At 67.2% G+C, this 16,892-nt stretch carries 2 protein-coding genes; both read right to left on the bottom strand.

The features are described 5' to 3' along the window. Nucleotides 1–59: 59 nt before the first annotated feature. Complete coding sequence (locus J7J50_RS20165; RefSeq protein ID WP_215057142.1) at nt 60–1,391, bottom strand: MFS transporter; 1,332 nt, start codon at nt 1,389–1,391, stop codon at nt 60–62. Nucleotides 1,392–1,455: 64 nt separating this feature from the next. After that, on the bottom strand, nt 1,456–16,662 hold the full coding sequence (locus J7J50_RS20160; protein ID WP_215057143.1) for a non-ribosomal peptide synthase/polyketide synthase: 15,207 nt from the start codon (nt 16,660–16,662) through the stop codon (nt 1,456–1,458). Nucleotides 16,663–16,892 lie beyond the last annotated feature (230 nt).

Below are 16,892 nucleotides of genomic sequence, written 5' to 3'. Positions count from 1 at the left end.
CTTCCTGTCGTTGTGAACCGGCCGTCCCCTAGAGGCCGCCTGGTGACCCGCGCCGCGCCTCAGTAAGAGGGCTCGGCGATGATTTGATTCTTTTCTTCGGCTGCCGCCACGTCTTCGAGTTCGTCGATGCGGCGGATCGCCGGCACGCCGTAGGCCCACAGCGCGACCAGGCTCATCGACACGCCCAGCAGCACGAACATCAGGCCGATGCCGCGGCCGGGGCCCACGCCGATCACGCTGCCGACGCTGTCGGCCAGCCATCCGTTTTCAAGCAGGGCCGGGCCGAACACGTAATCCGACAACGGCCCGGCCAGGCAGTAACCGATCGCCATCGCCACGTTGAGCACCAGGTCCTGGATCGCGAAGCAACGGCCCAGCAACTGCGGCGGAACCTTGCTCTGCCACAGCGAGTTGTTGGAGGCGTCGATCGCCGGCAACATCGTGAACAACACGAAACCCGCCACCGCGACCAGAAGGAACGTGGGATGCAGCCCATGCACGGCCAGGAACACGCCGCCGAGCATCGAGAACACCAGCACCCCGTTGATGCGCTTCTTCGGCCCGCCCAATACCGTCATCGCCAGTCCGCCGAGCAGCAGGCCGCAGCCGCTGATGGCGTATTGCATGCCGACCCGCTCCGGCGTGGAGAACGACAGCAGCAAGGGCGCGATAAGCACGCTGGCGATGGCGAACACGAAATGGTTATAGCCATACACCTTCAACAGGCCGAGCAGCCCTGGTCGGCCGTGCACGTAGCGCCAGCCGATCATCGCTTCGCGCAAGGCGCTTTCGGGAGCGGCGCCGGTGGTCGCCGGCGCGCGCGGGATCGTCACCAGCAACAAAGTCACGATGCCGACGGCGAAGGTCGAGGCGTCGATCAACAGCACGCCCTTGAAATCGATGGCGCTGACCAGGAAACCGGCCAGCAGCGGCCCGCAGATCGACGCCGCGGCTTCGCCGGAGTGGACCAGCCCGTTCGCGCGCGGCAGATGCTGCGCCGGCACCAGCAGCGGCACGCTGGCGAGGAAGGCCGGCTTGCGAAAGGTTTCCAGCAGCGAGGCCGTCGCGGCGACCGCGTACACGTGCCAGACTGCGAGTTGGCCGGCGGACAGCAGCAAGGCCAGCGACGCCATCAGCGTCATCGCCGCCACGTCGCAGACCATCAGGATCGTGCGCCGGTCCCAGCGATCGACCAGCGCGCCGGCCCAGGGCGCGGCGAAGATCGCCGGCAGCGCGGTGACGATGAAGGTGATCGCGAACTGGGTGGTCGAGCCGGTGGTGCGCAGCACCCACAGCCCCAGGGCGAAGCTCGACAGCTTCGAGCCGATGCCCGAGAGCATCTGCCCGATCCACACCAGCAGGAAATTCCGCGACAGCACGAACCGGCTCATACCCGTATTGCTCCCTTGCATGACTGCACCGGCATGCGGCCGCGCCATCGCTTCGTGATGGTTCTCATAGCGGCAGCTCCGCCGGTGCGTCATCGGCTTGGAAATCGACTGTCGACGTCTTCGCACAGGCGCCGGTACGCGTCGCTTGCGCGCGTGCGCGGCGGTCGCTTACGCGTGACGCCAGCGCGGCGAGCGTGGGTTGTTCGAACAGATCGGCCAGGGCCAGATCGAAACCGGCCGCGTGCATGCGGCCTTGCACCTGCAAGGCCAGCAGCGAATGGCCGCCGAGATCGAAGAAGCGATCGTTGCGGCCGACGCGGTCTAGCTTGAGCGCGTCGGCCCATAGCTGCGCCAGCAGGGTTTCGGTCTCGCCCAGCGGAGCTTCGTAGTCGCGGCGGCGGTAAGCATCGGCGTCGGGTGCCGGAAGCGCCTTGCGATCGAGCTTGCCGTTGAAAGTGCGCGGCAGGCTCTGCAGATGGAGATAAGCCGACGGCAACATGTAGTCGGGTAGCGTCGCGCTCAGGTGGGAGCGCAACGCATCCGAGTCCATGGCCGCGCCGTCTTCGGTGACGACGTAGGCCACCAGGCGCTTGTCGCCCGGCTGGTCTTCGCGCGCCAGCACCACGGCGTCGCGCACGGATTCGTGTTCGACCAAGCGCGATTCGATCTCGCCCAGTTCGATGCGGAAGCCGCGGATCTTGACCTGGAAATCGTTACGGCCCAGATACTCGATATTGCCGTCGGCGCGCCAGCGACCCAGGTCGCCGGTCTTGTACATCCGTTCGCCGTCGATGAACGGATTCGGCAGGAAGCGTTCGGCCGTCAGTTCATCGCGATTGAAGTAACCGCGGGCCACACCGGCACCACCGATATACAACTCGCCGCTGGCGCCCATCGGCACCGGCTGCAAGTGGCGGTCGAGCAGGTAGACCTGGGTATTCGCCAGCGGACGGCCGATGTGCGGGGCGAAGCCGCTGTCGCGGTCCATCGCGACCCAAGTCGAATAGGTCGTGGTTTCGGTCGGGCCGTACAGATTGCACAAGCGCTGTATCGGGGTCTGCGCGAACAGGCGTTCGGCGAGTTCGTGCTTCAGGGCTTCGCCGGCGACGTTGACGACTTCGACCTTGGGGTCGATGGCCTGCGCGTCCAGCAGCGCTTGCAGTGCCGACGGCACGGTGTTGATCAGGCGGATGTCGTGTTCGCCTTCCTGCAACGCCAATGCGTCATCGACCACTTCCGTGCAACCACCGACCATCAGCGGCGCGAAGCATTCGTAGATCGACAGGTCGAAGTTCAACGAGGTCGAGAACAGGGTCTTCGCCAGCACCGACGAGTCGAACGACTCCTTCGCCCAGCTCAGGAAGTTCACCGCATTGCGGTGTTCGATCATCACGCCCTTCGGCATGCCGGTCGAACCGGAGGTGTAGATCAGGTAGGCCAGATGAGCCGACGTCAGGCCGCTGACAGCCGGCGAATCGGAAGATTCGCTCCGCCACTCTGCATTCGAATCAACCAGATCGATCAACGGCGCCGATACGACTTCCGGCAACGACTCCCGCGCCGTCGCCGAAGTCAGCACCGCCATCGGTGCGCTGTCTGCGAGCATGTGCGCGAGACGATGGCGCGGATACACCGGGTCCAGCGGCACGTAGGCGCCGCCGGCCTTGAGCACGCCGAATACGCCGATCACCATCGATAGACCGCGCTCGATGCTGATGCCGACGCGGTCATCGGGCTTCACGCCCAGGCCGATCAAATGATTCGCGAGTCGATTGGCCTGACGATCCAACTCGGCATAGCTCAGCGACTCGCCGCCATGCACCACCGCCGTCGCATCCGGTGTCCGCGCGACCTGCGCTTCGAACAACTGATGGATGCAGGCCTGCTCGGGATACGCCTTGCCGGTATCGTTGAAATCGGCCAGGACGCGCTGCCGCTCGGCCGCCGGCAACACCTCCAACTGCGTCAGCGCCGAACCCGGCGCCTGTTCCAGCGCCTGCGCCAACGACGCCAGCGCGGTGTCGAACATCGCGCAGATCAGACCCGGATCGACCGACTCATCGACCTGGACGTTGAAGCTCAAGCCGCCATCGGCCTCATCGTTGACCGACACGGTCAAGGGATAGTTGGTGCGCTCCGACCACTGCAGCAGTTCCAGGCCGGTCGAGAAACCGTCCTGCGCATCGCCGCCCTCGCCCGCCGCCTGATAGCGATAGTTGAGCAGCGAGTTGAACAACGGCAGCGGCGACGGCACCGCGCTGCAACGCTGGGCCAGATTGAACGGCGCGTGCTCGTGACGCAGCAACTCGGTCAAGCGCGCGTGCGCCAGCCGCACCTTGTCGCGCACGCTGCCCTCGCCCAGCGCCAGGCGTAGCGGCAAGGTGTTGATGAACACGCCCATGCCGCGATCGGCGCCTTCGCCGCCGTGCATGCGGCCGAACATCACCGTGCCGAACACGACGTCGTCGCGGCCGCTGACCCGCGCCAGCACCATCGCCCAGGCCAGATGGCACAGCGTCGCCGGGCCCACGCCGGCGGCGCGCGCCGCCGCGCGCAGGCGGCGGCTGAGATCGGCCGCGACTTCGAAATCGGCTTCGGCGATGCGGCTGCCATCGCCCTGAGTGTCGAGCAAACCGAACGCCGCGGTCGGCTCGTCGATGTCGCCCAGCAGGTCGCGGAAATAGCTTTCGTGTTCTTCGCGGCTCACGCCCAGGCGGGCCTGAGCGACGAAGTTGCGGAACGGCACCGGCGCCGGCAGTCCGCTCGCGCGGCCGCGCAGGATCGCCTCGACCTCCTCATGAATCAGCTGCAGCGCGGTGTGATCGCTGGTCAGGTGATGCATCAGTTCCAGCGCGACCCAGCGCTGGTTGCGCTCATCGCGGGCGATGAACCAGCGCCATGCCGGCGCCTGGCGCAGATCCAGACGGTAGCGGCGCGGGTCGAAACGCTCGCGCAGCTGTCCGGCGATGTCGCCGTCGGCCGGATCGAGTTCGACCTGCTCGATCACCAGCGGCGCGCGCCGCCACACCACCTGCACCGGTTCGGGCAGGCCTTCCCAGGCCAGCGCGGTGCGCAGGATGTCGTGACGGTCGATCACCGTCTGCAAGGCTTCGGCGTAGAGGTCGAAATCTTCGCGATGCTGCACGGCGTACAGCGTCGGCGACAGGAACACGTCGCCGTGGCGGCCGAGCGCGTGATGGAACAGGAAGCTTTCCTGCAGCGGCGCCAGCGGATAGATGTCCTGGACATTGGCCGCGCCGCCGGGCACCGCCGCGACGATGCGGTCGATGTCGGCCTGCTGCAACCGCACCAGCGGCAACATCGCCGGCACGATGGCGTCGCAGTCGGGCGCGATCGCGTTGGCCGGCACCGCCACGCTGGCGTAGTCCCCGCCGACCGCCGCGGCCAGCGCCTGCAAGGTCGGCGCGGCGAACAAGGCGCGCACGTCGATGGCCAGCCCGGCGTTGCGCATGCGCTCGATCAGGCTCACCGCCAGCAGCGAATGACCGCCGAGTTCGAAGAAATTATCGTGGCGGCCGACCTGATCGAGCTTGAGCACTTCGCTCCACAACTGCGCGATCGCGATTTCGACCGCGCCGACCGGCGCTTCATACGCGCGCGACAGATACGCGTCGGCCTGCGGCGCCGGCAGCGCCTTGCGGTCCAGTTTGCCGTTGGTGGTCAGCGGCATGCGTTCGAGCACCACGTACGCCGCCGGCACCATGTACTCGGGCAGCGCGGCGCTCAAATGCGCGCGCAGGGTTTCGATTTCGATGCCGGCTTCGTCGTTGCCGCGAACGTAGGCGACCAGACGCTTGTCGCCGGGGCGATCTTCGCGCGCCAGCACCGCGACTTCGCCGACGCCGGGGCAACCGGCCAGACAGGCCTCGATCTCGCCCAGCTCGATACGGAAGCCGCGGATCTTGACCTGGAAATCGCCGCGGCCGAGGAACTGCAGGCTGCCGTCGGCGTTCCAGCGCGTGCGGTCGCCGGTGCGGTACAACTTCGCCCCGGCCTGCGCCGCGAACGGGTCGTCGAGGAAGCGCGCCGCGGTGAGATCCGGCGCGCCCAGATAACCGTGCGCGACACCGACGCCGCCGATGCACAGCTCGCCTTCGGCGCCGCGCGGCAACAGCCGCAGCTGCGCGTCGAGCACGTAGGTGCGCACGCCTGGCAGCGGCCGGCCGATCGGCAGCTCGGCGCCGGACAGCTCCGAGCCGTCGCGGGTGGCCAGCATGGTGGCGCAGACCGAGGCCTCGGTCGGGCCGTAGTGGTTGCTCAGCGCGACCCGGCCTTGCGTGAGTTCCGCGAAGCGGCGCACCAGTTCCAGCGGAACGCTTTCGCCGCCGAACATCAGCAGGCGCAGATCGGGCAGCACCGGCGCATCGCGGCCGGCGCGCAGATCGATCAGGCCGTCGGTCCAGCGCCGCCACAACGCCGCCGGCGCGTCGATCGCGCTGATGCGGTGTTCGCGGCAATAGTCTTCCAGCGCGCTCGCGGTCAAATCGGCGGGCGAAGGATGCAGCACCAGCGCCGCGCCGACCGACAGGACCGGAAAGACATCGCCGACCGAGGCATCGAACACCAGCGGCGGAATCATCAGCAGGCGTTGGCCGGCGAAATCGTGCCCGGCGACGAAGCCGCGCACCAGATTCATCGCGCCGCGGTGGCTGACGACCACGCCCTTCGGCGTGCCGGTCGAGCCGGAGGTGTAGATCACATACGCGGTGGCGTCGGCATCGGCGTTCAGCGACGGCGCGCGGTTGTGCGCCGGCAATCCGGCCACGGTGGCGATGTGGCCGGCCAGGCTTTCGCGCCATTGCACGGCCTTGCCGGCATATTCGGCGAACGCATCGTTCGGCAGCAGCAGGGCCAAAACTTGCGCATCGTTGAGCACGTAGGCGATGCGCTCGTCGGGATAACCCGGATCGACCGGCACATAGGCCGCGCCCGCGGCCAGGATGCCGAGCACGCCGATCAGCGAATCGATCGAGCGATCGGCCAGGATCGCGATGCGGCTGTCGGCATCGGCGCCGAGTTCGCGCAGATGCCGGGCGACGCCGTTGGCGCGCGCGACCAGTTCTCGGTAGTTCAATTCGCGGCCGGGTTCGACCACCGCGGTGGCCTGCGGCGTGCGTTCGGCCTGGGCCAGAATCCAGGTGTACAGCGATTGCGCATCGGCATCGAGGTGGCCGTGGGCATGCGTGCCGCCGTCGCCGAGCGCGAGCAGCTCGGCGCGTTCGATCGCGTCGGGCAACTCGATGTCGGCGATCGCCTGATGCTCGTCGGCGACCATCGCCTGCAGCATCCGCCGCAGATAACCCAGATGGCGTTCGATGCTGGAGCGGTCGAACAAGGCGCTGGCGTATTCCAGCTGGCCGACGATGCGCTCGCCGACTTCGCTCAGATCCAGGCCGAGATCGAACTTGGCGATGCCGTAGGCCGGATTGACTTCCGACACGCTCAGGCCGGGCAGGCGCAGGGATTCTTCGTCGAGGTTCTGCCAGGCCAGCATCACCTGGAAGATCGGCGCATGCGCCAGGCTGCGCAGCGGGTTGACGAGTTCCACCACTTGTTCGAACGGCAGATCCTGATGGTCCTGCGCTTCCAGCACCCGGCTCTTGACCTGCTGCAGCAGTTGCGCGGCGCTGCCGTCGATCTGCGCGCGCTGCGCCTGGGTGTTGACGAAGAAGCCGATCAGCGGCTCGATTTCCGGGCGCGTGCGATTGGCCACGGCGGTGCCGACGACGACATCGTCCTGGCCGGACAGACGCGACAACACCGCCATCCACGCCGCCAGCACGGTCATGTACAAAGTCGCGCCGTGGCGCTGGCCGAGCTTGCGCAGGGCCTGGGTGAGTTCGGCGTCGAACTCGACCGGCACCACGTCGCCGATGAAGGATTGCTGCGTCGGGCGCGGGCGATCGGTCGGCAATTCCAGCAGCGCCGGCGCGCCGGCCAGCGCCTGCCGCCAGTAGTCGCTCTGCTTGGCCAACACCTCGCCCTGCAGCCAATGCCGTTGCCACACCGCGTAATCGGCGTACTGGATCGGCAACGGCGGCAGCGGATCGTCTTCGCCGGCCAGATAGGCGGCGTACAAGGCGCTCAGCTCTTCGGTGAACACGCCCGCCGACCAGCCGTCGGAGGCGATGTGATGCATGGTGATCGACAGGACGTGTTCGTCGTCCGCGGTCTGCAACAGTTCGCCGCGCAGCAGCGGGCCGTGTTCCAGATCGAAGGCGCGGATGGTGGCCTCGGCCAGATTTCGGTCCAGCGCCGCGGCGTCGGCGCCGCGCAGATCGCGCATGCGCAAATCGAAGCCGGTATCGGCCGGGCCGATGTGCTGCACGGTCTGGCCATCGACGCGGCGGAAGGTGGTGCGCAGCACTTCGTGCCGCGCGACGATGCGGTCGAGCGCGCGCTGCAGCGCGCTGCGATCCAGCGCGCCGCGCAGGCGCAGCGCCATCGGGATGTGATACGCCTCGCTGCCGCCGTCGAGCTGGCTGAAGAACCACAGGCGTTGCTGCGCGTACGACAGCGGCAAGGCCTGATCGCGCGGCACCGGCAGGATCGGCTGCTGCTCGCTGCGGGTGCGGCCGTGCAGATGCCCGGCCAGTTCGGCCAGCACCGGTCGCGCGAACAGGTCCTTGAGCGAGACCTCGACTTCGAGCGCGCGGCGCAGGCGCGACAGCAGCGTCACCGCGAGCAGCGAATGCCCGCCGAGTTCGAAGAAGTTGTCGTGGCGGCCGACCCGTTCGAGCTTAAGCACGTCGGTCCACAGCTGCGCCAGGACGGATTCGACCTCGCCGACCGGCGCCTCGTATTCGCGCACCCGGTAGGCGGAGGCATCCGGCGCCGGCAACGCCTGGCGGTCGAGCTTGCCGTTGCCGGTCATCGGCATGCGTTCCAGCACCACGTACGCGCCCGGCACCATGTAGGCCGGCAGGCTCGCGGCCAGATGCGCGCGCAGGGCTTCGACGTCGATCTGGCCGGGATCGGCGGCCGACACGTAACCGACCAGGCGCTTGTCGCCGGGCTGGTCTTCGCGCGCCAGCACCGCGCTTTCGCGCACGCCGGGGAACTGCGCCAGGCGCGCTTCGATCTCGCCCAGCTCGATGCGGAAGCCGCGGATCTTGACCTGGAAATCGTTGCGGCCGAGGTATTCGATATGGCCGTCGCCGCGCCAGCGGCACAGGTCGCCGGTCTTGTACAGACGCTCGCCGGCCACGAACGGGCTGGCGATGAAACGTTCTTCGGTCAGCTGGGCGCGGTTGAGATAGCCGCGCGCGACCTGCGCGCCGCCGACATAGAGCTCGCCCGCCACGCCGATCGGCGCCGGCTGCAGGTGCTGATCGAGAATGTAGATGCGGGTGTGCACGATCGGCTTGCCGATCAGCAGTTGCGAAGACGGATCGCCATCGAGCACGCACATGGTCGCGTCCACCGTCGCCTCGGTCGGGCCGTAGGCGTTGATCAGGCGCGGCAGGTGGCCGTCGCGCTGGAACCAGCGCGCGACCATTTCCGAATTGACCTTCTCGCCGCCGATCATGATCTGGCGAACGCCGCGCGGAATCTCGCCGCCGCGTTCGTCGGCCAGTTGGTGCCAGAACGCGGTGGGCAGATTCAGCACGCTGATGCGCTGTTCTTCGCAGTGGCGCCAGAACGTGGTCGCATCGGCGATCCATTCGTCGCTGCGCAGCACCAGGGTGCAGCCGGTGCACAGCGCCCCGAAGTATTCCTCCACCGACATGTCGAAGCTCAGCGCGGCGAACTGCAGCAGGCGATCGTCGGGTTCGAGCGCGTAGCCGACCGCCAGCGCATGCACCAGCGTGGTCAGGCTGCGGTGCTCGATCATCACGCCCTTGGGCAGGCCGGTCGAGCCGGAGGTGTAGATCACGTAGGCCAGGTGATCCGGCCGCAGACCCAGCGCGGCCGGGTCCGGATTGCCGTCGTCGTGCGCGGAACGCGCATCGTCGCCGTCGAGCACGCGCACCTGCGCGTTCGTCGCCGGCAACGAAGCGCGCAATGCCGGCTGAGTCAGCACCACCTTCGGGCCGACATCGGCGAGCATGTATTCCAGACGATCCGGCGGATACGCCGGGTCCAGCGGCACGTAAGCGCCGCCGGCCTTGAGCGTGGCCAGGATGCCCACGACCATCTCGGCGCTGCGTTCCATGTAGATGGCGACGCGGTCGTCGGGCTTCAGGCCGTCCGCGATCAGGCTGTGCGCAAGACGGTTGGCGCGACGGTTGAGTTCGTCGTAGCTGACATCAGTACCCTGATGCACCAGGGCGATGGCGTCGGGACGCTGCGCGACCTGCGCTTCGAACAGGGCCTGCACGCATTGCGGCGGCGGCGGTTCGGCGGCGGTGTCGTTCCAGGCTTCCAGCACCTGATGGCGCTCGTCGGCGCCGAGCAGCTCGATCCGATCGACCGCCTGCGCGTCGTCGGCGGCCATCGCCGCGAGCATGCAGCGCAGGTAGCCGACGCCGCGCTCGACCGTCTCGCGGTCGAACAACGAGGTCGCGTATTCCATGCGGCCGACGATGCAGCCCTCGCTCTCGCCCAGGTCCAGGCTCAGGTCGAACTTGGCCACGTCGTAGGTCGAGGCTTCCAGCGAAGCCTCGATGCCGGGAAATTCGAGCACGCCTTCGGCCGTGTTCTGCCAGGCCAGCATCACCTGGAAGATCGGCGCATGCGCCATGCTGCGCACCGGATTGACCCGTTCCACGATCTGTTCGAACGGCAGATCCTGGTGATCCTGCGCTTCCAGCACCCGCGTCTTGACCCGCTGCAACAGCTGCGAGGCGCTGCCATCGACCGTGACGCGCAGGGCCTGGGTGTTGACGAAGAAGCCGATCAGGCCTTCGATTTCCGCGCGCGTGCGGTTGGCCACGGCGGTGCCGACGACGATGTCGTCCTGGCCCGACAGGCGCGACAGCACCGCCGTCCACGCGGCCAGCACGGTCATGTACAAGGTCGCGCCGTGGCGCTGGCTGAGCCTGCGCACGGCCTGGCTCAACTCGGCGTCGAAACGCACCGGCACGATGGCGCCGTCGAAGGATTGCTGCGGCGGACGCGGGCGATCGGTCGGCAGTTCCAGCACCGCCGGCGCGCCGGCCAGGGTCTTGTGCCAGTAATCGCTTTGCTTGCTCAGGACATCGCCGACCAGCCATTGCCGTTGCCAGACCGCGTAGTCGCTGTACTGGATCGGCAGCGGCGGCAGCGGATCGTCTTCGCCGGCCAAGTACGCCGCATACAACGCACTCAGTTCATCGCTGAACACGGCCAGCGACCAGCCGTCGGACACGATGTGGTGCATCGTGATCGCCAGCAGATGTTCGTCGTCGCCGACTTGCAGCAACAGGCCGCGGGCCAGCGGGCCGCGCTCCATGTCGAAGGGTCGCTCGGCCTCTTCGTCCAGGCGCCGGCGCACCGCTGCCGCGTCCGCGCCGCGCAGATCCGCGCGCTGCAGCGAGAAGCCGATATCGGCCGGGGCGATGCGCTGCACGGTCTGTTCCCGATCGCGCAGGAACGTGGTCCGCAGCACTTCGTGCCGCCATACGATGCGGTCGAGCGCGCGCTGCAGGGCGGCGCGATCGAGCGCGCCGCGCAGGCGCAGGGCCAGCGGAATGTGATACGCCTCGCTGCCGCCATCGACCTGGGCCAGGAACCACAGGCGCTGCTGCGCATACGACAGCGGCAGTTCCTGATCGCGCGGCGCCGGCAGGATCGGCTGCTGTTCGCTGCGCGCCTGGCCTTGCAGATGCGCGACCAGTTCCGACAGCACCGGCCGGGCGAACAGATCCTTCAGCGAGACTTCAACCGCCATCGCGCTGCGCACGCGCGACAGTAGCGTCACCGCCAGCAGCGAGTGGCCGCCGAGTTCGAAGAAATGATCGTGGCGGCCGACTTGGTCGAGCTTGAGCACGCCGGCCCAGATCTGCGCCAGCGCGGTTTCGGTTTCGGTCAACGGCGCTTCGTAGTCGCGGCGGCGGTAGGCATCGGCATCGGGCGCCGGCAGGGCCTTGCGGTCGAGTTTTCCGTTGGAGGTGCGCGGCAAGCTCTGCAGGTGCAGGTAGGCCGACGGCAGCATGTAGTCGGGCAGCGTTGCGCTCAGGTGGGAGCGCAATGCATCCGCGTCCATGGCTGCGCCGTCTTCAGTGACGACGTAGGCCACCAGGCGCTTGTCGCCCGGCTGATCTTCGCGCGCCAGTACCACGGCGTCGCGCACCGCTTCGTGTTCGACCAAGCGCGATTCGATCTCGCCCAGTTCGATACGGAAGCCACGGATCTTGACCTGGAAGTCGTTGCGGCCCAGGTATTCGATATTGCCGTCGGCGCGCCAGCGACCCAGGTCGCCGGTCTTGTACATCCGTTCGCCGTCGATGAACGGATTGGGGAGGAAGCGTTCCGCGGTCAGCTCATCGCGATTGAAATAACCGCGCGCCACACCCGCGCCGCCGATGTACAACTCGCCGCTGGCGCCCATCGGCACCGGCTGCAAGTGGCGGTCGAGCAGGTAAACCTGCGTGTTCGCCAGCGGCCGGCCGATATGTGGAGCAAAGCCGCTGTCGCGGTCCATCGCCACCCAGGTCGAATAGGTGGTGGTTTCGGTCGGGCCGTACAAGTTGCACAAGCGCTGCACTGGGGCCTGCATGAACAGACGTTCGGCAAGTTCGCGCTTGAGTGCTTCGCCGGCAACGTTGACGACTTCAACCTTGGGGTCGATGGCCTGCGCGTCCAGCAGCGCTTGCAGCGCCGACGGCACGGTGTTGATCAGGCGGATGTCGTGTTCGCCCTCTTGCAACGACAACGCATCATCGACGACTTCGGTGCAGCCGCCGACGATCAGCGGGGCGAAGCATTCGTAGATCGACAGATCGAAGTTCAGCGAGGTCGAGAACAGGGTCTTGGCCAGCACCGATGCCTCGAACGACTCCTTCGCCCATACCAGGAAGTTCACCGCATTGCGGTGTTCGATCATCACGCCTTTGGGCGTGCCGGTTGAACCGGAGGTGTAGATCAGGTATGCCAGATGAGCCGACGTCAGGCCGCTGACGGCCGGCGCTTCCGCCGATTCACTCCGCCACGCCGCATTCGAATCAACCAGATCGACCAATGGCGCCGCCACGACGTCCGGCAACGACTCGCGCGCAGCAGCCGAGGTCAACACCGCCATCGGCGCGCTGTCGGCGAGCATGTGCGCCAATCGATCGCGCGGGTACACCGGGTCCAACGGCACATAGGCGCCCCCGGCCTTGAGCACGCCGAACACGCCCACCACCATCGACAGACCGCGTTCGATGCTGATGCCGACCCGGTCATCGGGCTTGACGCCCAGGCCGATCAAATGATTCGCGAGTCGATTGGCCTGACGATCCAGCTCGGCATAGCTCAGCGATTCGCCGCCATGCACCACCGCTGTCGCATCCGGCGTCCGCGCGACCTGCGCTTGGAACAGCTCATGGATGCAGGCGGCGTGCGGATACTCAGCCTGGGTCTGATTGAGATCGCTCAGCACCAACCGGCGTTCGTCGGCATCGAGCAGATCGATGCGATCCACCGGCTGCGCATCGTCGCTCGCCAGCGCCTGCAGCATCCGGCGCAGATACCCCACGTAACGCTCGGCGGTGGCGCGGTCGAACAGCGCGGTCGCATATTCCAGGCGGCCGGCGATGCGGTCTTCGACTTCCGACAGTTCCAGGCCGAGATCGAGCTTGGCCAGATCGTAGGGCATCTCGATCGGGGTCGCGCTCAGATCCGGCAACGCCAACTCGCCCGCGTCGGTGTTCTGCCAGGCCAGCAGCACCTGGAAAATCGGCGCGTGCGACAGGCTGCGCGGCGGATTGACGATCTCCACCACTTGTTCGAACGGCAGGTCCTGGTGTTCCTGCGCATCCAGCACGCGGCCCTTGACCTGCTGCAACAGCTCGCCCACGGTACCGGCGATGTTGGCGCGCAACGCCTGCGTATTGACGAAGAAGCCGATCAGATCCTCGATCTCGGTGCGCGTGCGATTGGCCACCACGCTGCCGACCACGACATCCTCCTGACCGGACAGGCGCGACAACACCGCCATCCACGCGCTCAGAACGGTCATGTAGAGGGTGATGCCGTGACGCTGGCTCAGCCGCTTCAGGCTTTGGGTCAGCGCGGCGTCCAGTTCGACCGCGACGCTGGCGCCGACGAACACCGGCTGCGCCGGGCGCGGGCGGTCGGTCGGCAATTCCAGCAGCACCGGCGCGCCGTCCAATGCGTTGCGCCAGTACGCGCTCTGCCGGGACAACTGGTCGCCGCGCATCCACTGGCGTTGCCACACGGCGTAATCGGCGTACTGGATCGGCAGCGGCGGCAGCGGATCGTCCTGGCCGCGCGCGTAAGCGCTGTACAACGCATCCAGTTCGCGGATCAGCAGGCCCTTCGACCAACCGTCGGACACGGTGTGGTGCATGGTTACGACCAGCACGTGTTCGTCGTCCGCGGTCTGCAGCAGTTGCCCGCGAATCAGCGGGCCGCGCTCCAGATCGAACGGTGCTTCGGCTTCCGCGTGCAGATGCCGCTGCAGCGATTCGACATCGCCGCGCAGGTCGCGGTGTTGCAGCGCGAAGCCCAGTTCCGGCGCGGCGATGCGCTGCACGGTCTGCTCGTGCTCGCGCACGAACGTTGTGCGCAGTGCTTCGTGTCGCCACACGATGCGGTCGAGCGTGCGCTGCAGGGCGTCGCGGTCGAGCCGGCCGCGCAGGCGCAGGGCCAGCGGGACGTGATACGAGCCGCTGGCGCCATCGACCTGGGCCAGGAACCACAGGCGCTGCTGCGCATACGACAGCGGAAGTTCCTGATCGCGCGGCGCCGGCAGAATCGGCTGCTGTTCGCTGCGCGCTTGGCCTTGCAGATGCGCGGCCAGTTCCGACAACACCGGCCGCGCGAACAGATCGCGCAGCGAGACATCGACCGACAGCGCGCGGCGCAGACGCGAGAGCGAGGTGACCGCGAGCAGCGAGTGCCCGCCGAGTTCGAAGAAATGGTCGTTGCGGCCGACGCGGTCGAGCTTGAGCACATCGGCCCACAACTGCGCCAGCAGGGTTTCGGTCTCGCCCTGCGGAGCTTCGTAGTCGCGGCGGCGGTAGGCGTCGGCGTCGGGTGCCGGCAGCGCCTTGCGATCGAGCTTGCCGTTGGAGGTGCGCGGCAGGCTATGCAGGTGCAGGTAGGCCGACGGCAGCATGTAGTCGGGCAGGGTCGCGCTCAGGTGGGAGCGCAATGCATCCGCGTCCATGGCTGCGCCGTCTTCAGTGACGACGTAGGCCACCAGGCGCTTGTCGCCCGGCTGGTCCTCGCGCGCGAGCACCACCGCGTCGCGCACGGCTTCATGTTCGACCAAGCGCGATTCGATCTCGCCCAGCTCGATGCGGAAGCCGCGGATCTTGACCTGGAAATCGTTGCGGCCCAGGTACTCGATATTGCCATCGGCACGCCAGCGACCCAGGTCGCCGGTCTTGTACATCCGCTCGCCGTCGATGAACGGATTGGCCAGGAAGCGTTCGGCCGTCAGCTCATCGCGGTTGAAGTAACCGCGGGCCACGCCGGCACCGCCGATGTACAACTCGCCACTGGCGCCCATCGGCACCGGCTGCAAGTGGCGGTCGAGCAGGTAAACCTGCGTGTTCGCCAGCGGACGGCCGATATGCGGGGCGAAGCCGCTGTCGCGGTCCATCGCGACCCAGGTCGAATAGGTCGTGGTTTCGGTCGGGCCGTACAGATTGCACAGGCGCTGCACCGGGGTCTGCGCGAACAGGCGCTCGGCGAGCTCGCGCTTCAGGGCTTCGCCGGCGACGTTGACGACTTCGACCTTGGGATCGATGGCCTGCGCGTCCAGCAGCGCTTGCAGCGCCGACGGCACGGTGTTGATCAGGCGGATGTCGTGTTCGCCCTCTTGCAGCGCCAGCGCATCATCGACGACTTCCGTGCAACCGCCGACGATCAGCGGCGCGAAGCATTCGTAGATCGACAGATCGAAGTTCAGCGAGGTCGAGAACAGGGTCTTGGCCAGCACCGATGCCTCGAACGACTCTTTCGCCCATACCAGGAAGTTCACCGCATTGCGATGTTCGATCATCACGCCCTTCGGCGTGCCGGTCGAACCGGAGGTGTAGATCAGATAGGCGAGATGAGCCGACGTCAGGCCGCCGACAACCGGCGCATCGGAAGATTCGCTGCGCCACGCCGCATTCGAATCAACCAGATCGACCAATGGCGCCGCCACGACGTCCGGCAACGACTCGCGCGCGGCAGCCGAGGTCAACACCGCCATCGGCGCGCTGTCGGCGAGCATGTGCGCCAATCGATCGCGCGGATACACCGGGTCCAGCGGCACGTAGGCGCCGCCGGCCTTGAGCACGCCGAACACGCCCACCACCATCGACAGACCGCGTTCGATGCTGATCCCGACGCGGTCATCGGGCTTGACGCCCAGGCCGATCAGATGATTCGCGAGTCGATTGGCCTGACGATCCAGCTCGGCATAGCTCAGCGATTCGCCGCCATGCACCACCGCCGTCGCATCCGGCGCTCGCGCGACCTGCGCTTCGAACAGCTCATGGATGCAAGTCGCCTGCGGATACTCGGCCTGGGTCTGATTGAGATCGCTCAGCACCAACCGGCGTTCGTCGGCATCGAGCAGATCGATGCGATCCACCGGCTGAGCATCGTCGGCCGCCATCGCCCCGATCGCGCGCCGCAGATAGCCGGCGCAACGCTGGGCCATGGCCGGATCGAACAGCGTCGAGGCATAGCTCAGCCGGCCGACCATGCCGTCATCGGCGGCGCTCAGCTGCAAATGCAGCTCGAACGTTTCCCCACGCGCGAAAAACAGCGAGATTTCGCCACTGTCCGCGGCCTCGCCCGCATCCATCGCAACCAACCGGCCCACGTCGGCCAGCCATTGGCCGACGGACTGCGTCGCATCGATCGGCAAGCTGCGCGCATCGACGAAGCGGCCGGCGACGCCGTCGCGCTGCGCGTGTTCGCCGCGCGCCAGCGACACGCCGATCAACAGGCTGTCGTGCTCGCTGAGCTTCGCCAACACCGCCGCGCCAGCCGCCGCGACGACACTGCCGCGGCTCGATCGATGAGCGCGCTCCAGCGACTCCAGTTCGCGCAGCAATGCCGCGTCCCACCGTAGCGACAGCGCGCGGTCGAAGTGACCTTCGGCGCAGAACTTCAGCGTCGCGACCTGCGCGGACAGCGATTGCGCGATGGAAGCTGCAGACAATTCCGAATCTTCCGTCTGCACGGAGGACGTGTTTCGATCGCGTGTATTCACTGCTAGATCCCTTAGCCTGTGACTCAATTCCGTTCGAGTTGTATTGGTTCGCTCGAACCCCGCTACCTTCAGGCGACGAGGTGGCTAGCCGCTTGCATCGCGCATTCGCGACGCTTCCTTTCCACAAGAATCGCGCCGAGCCGTCGCTGCCTCTGCGACGGACGCCGGCGGCGCGCATC

Origin of the sequence: Lysobacter sp. ISL-50, from assembly GCF_018612875.1 — a bacterium.
In the GTDB taxonomy this organism is placed as follows: Bacteria; Pseudomonadota; Gammaproteobacteria; order Xanthomonadales; family Xanthomonadaceae; genus Lysobacter.
This window is presented reverse-complemented; position numbering and strand designations above follow the sequence as displayed.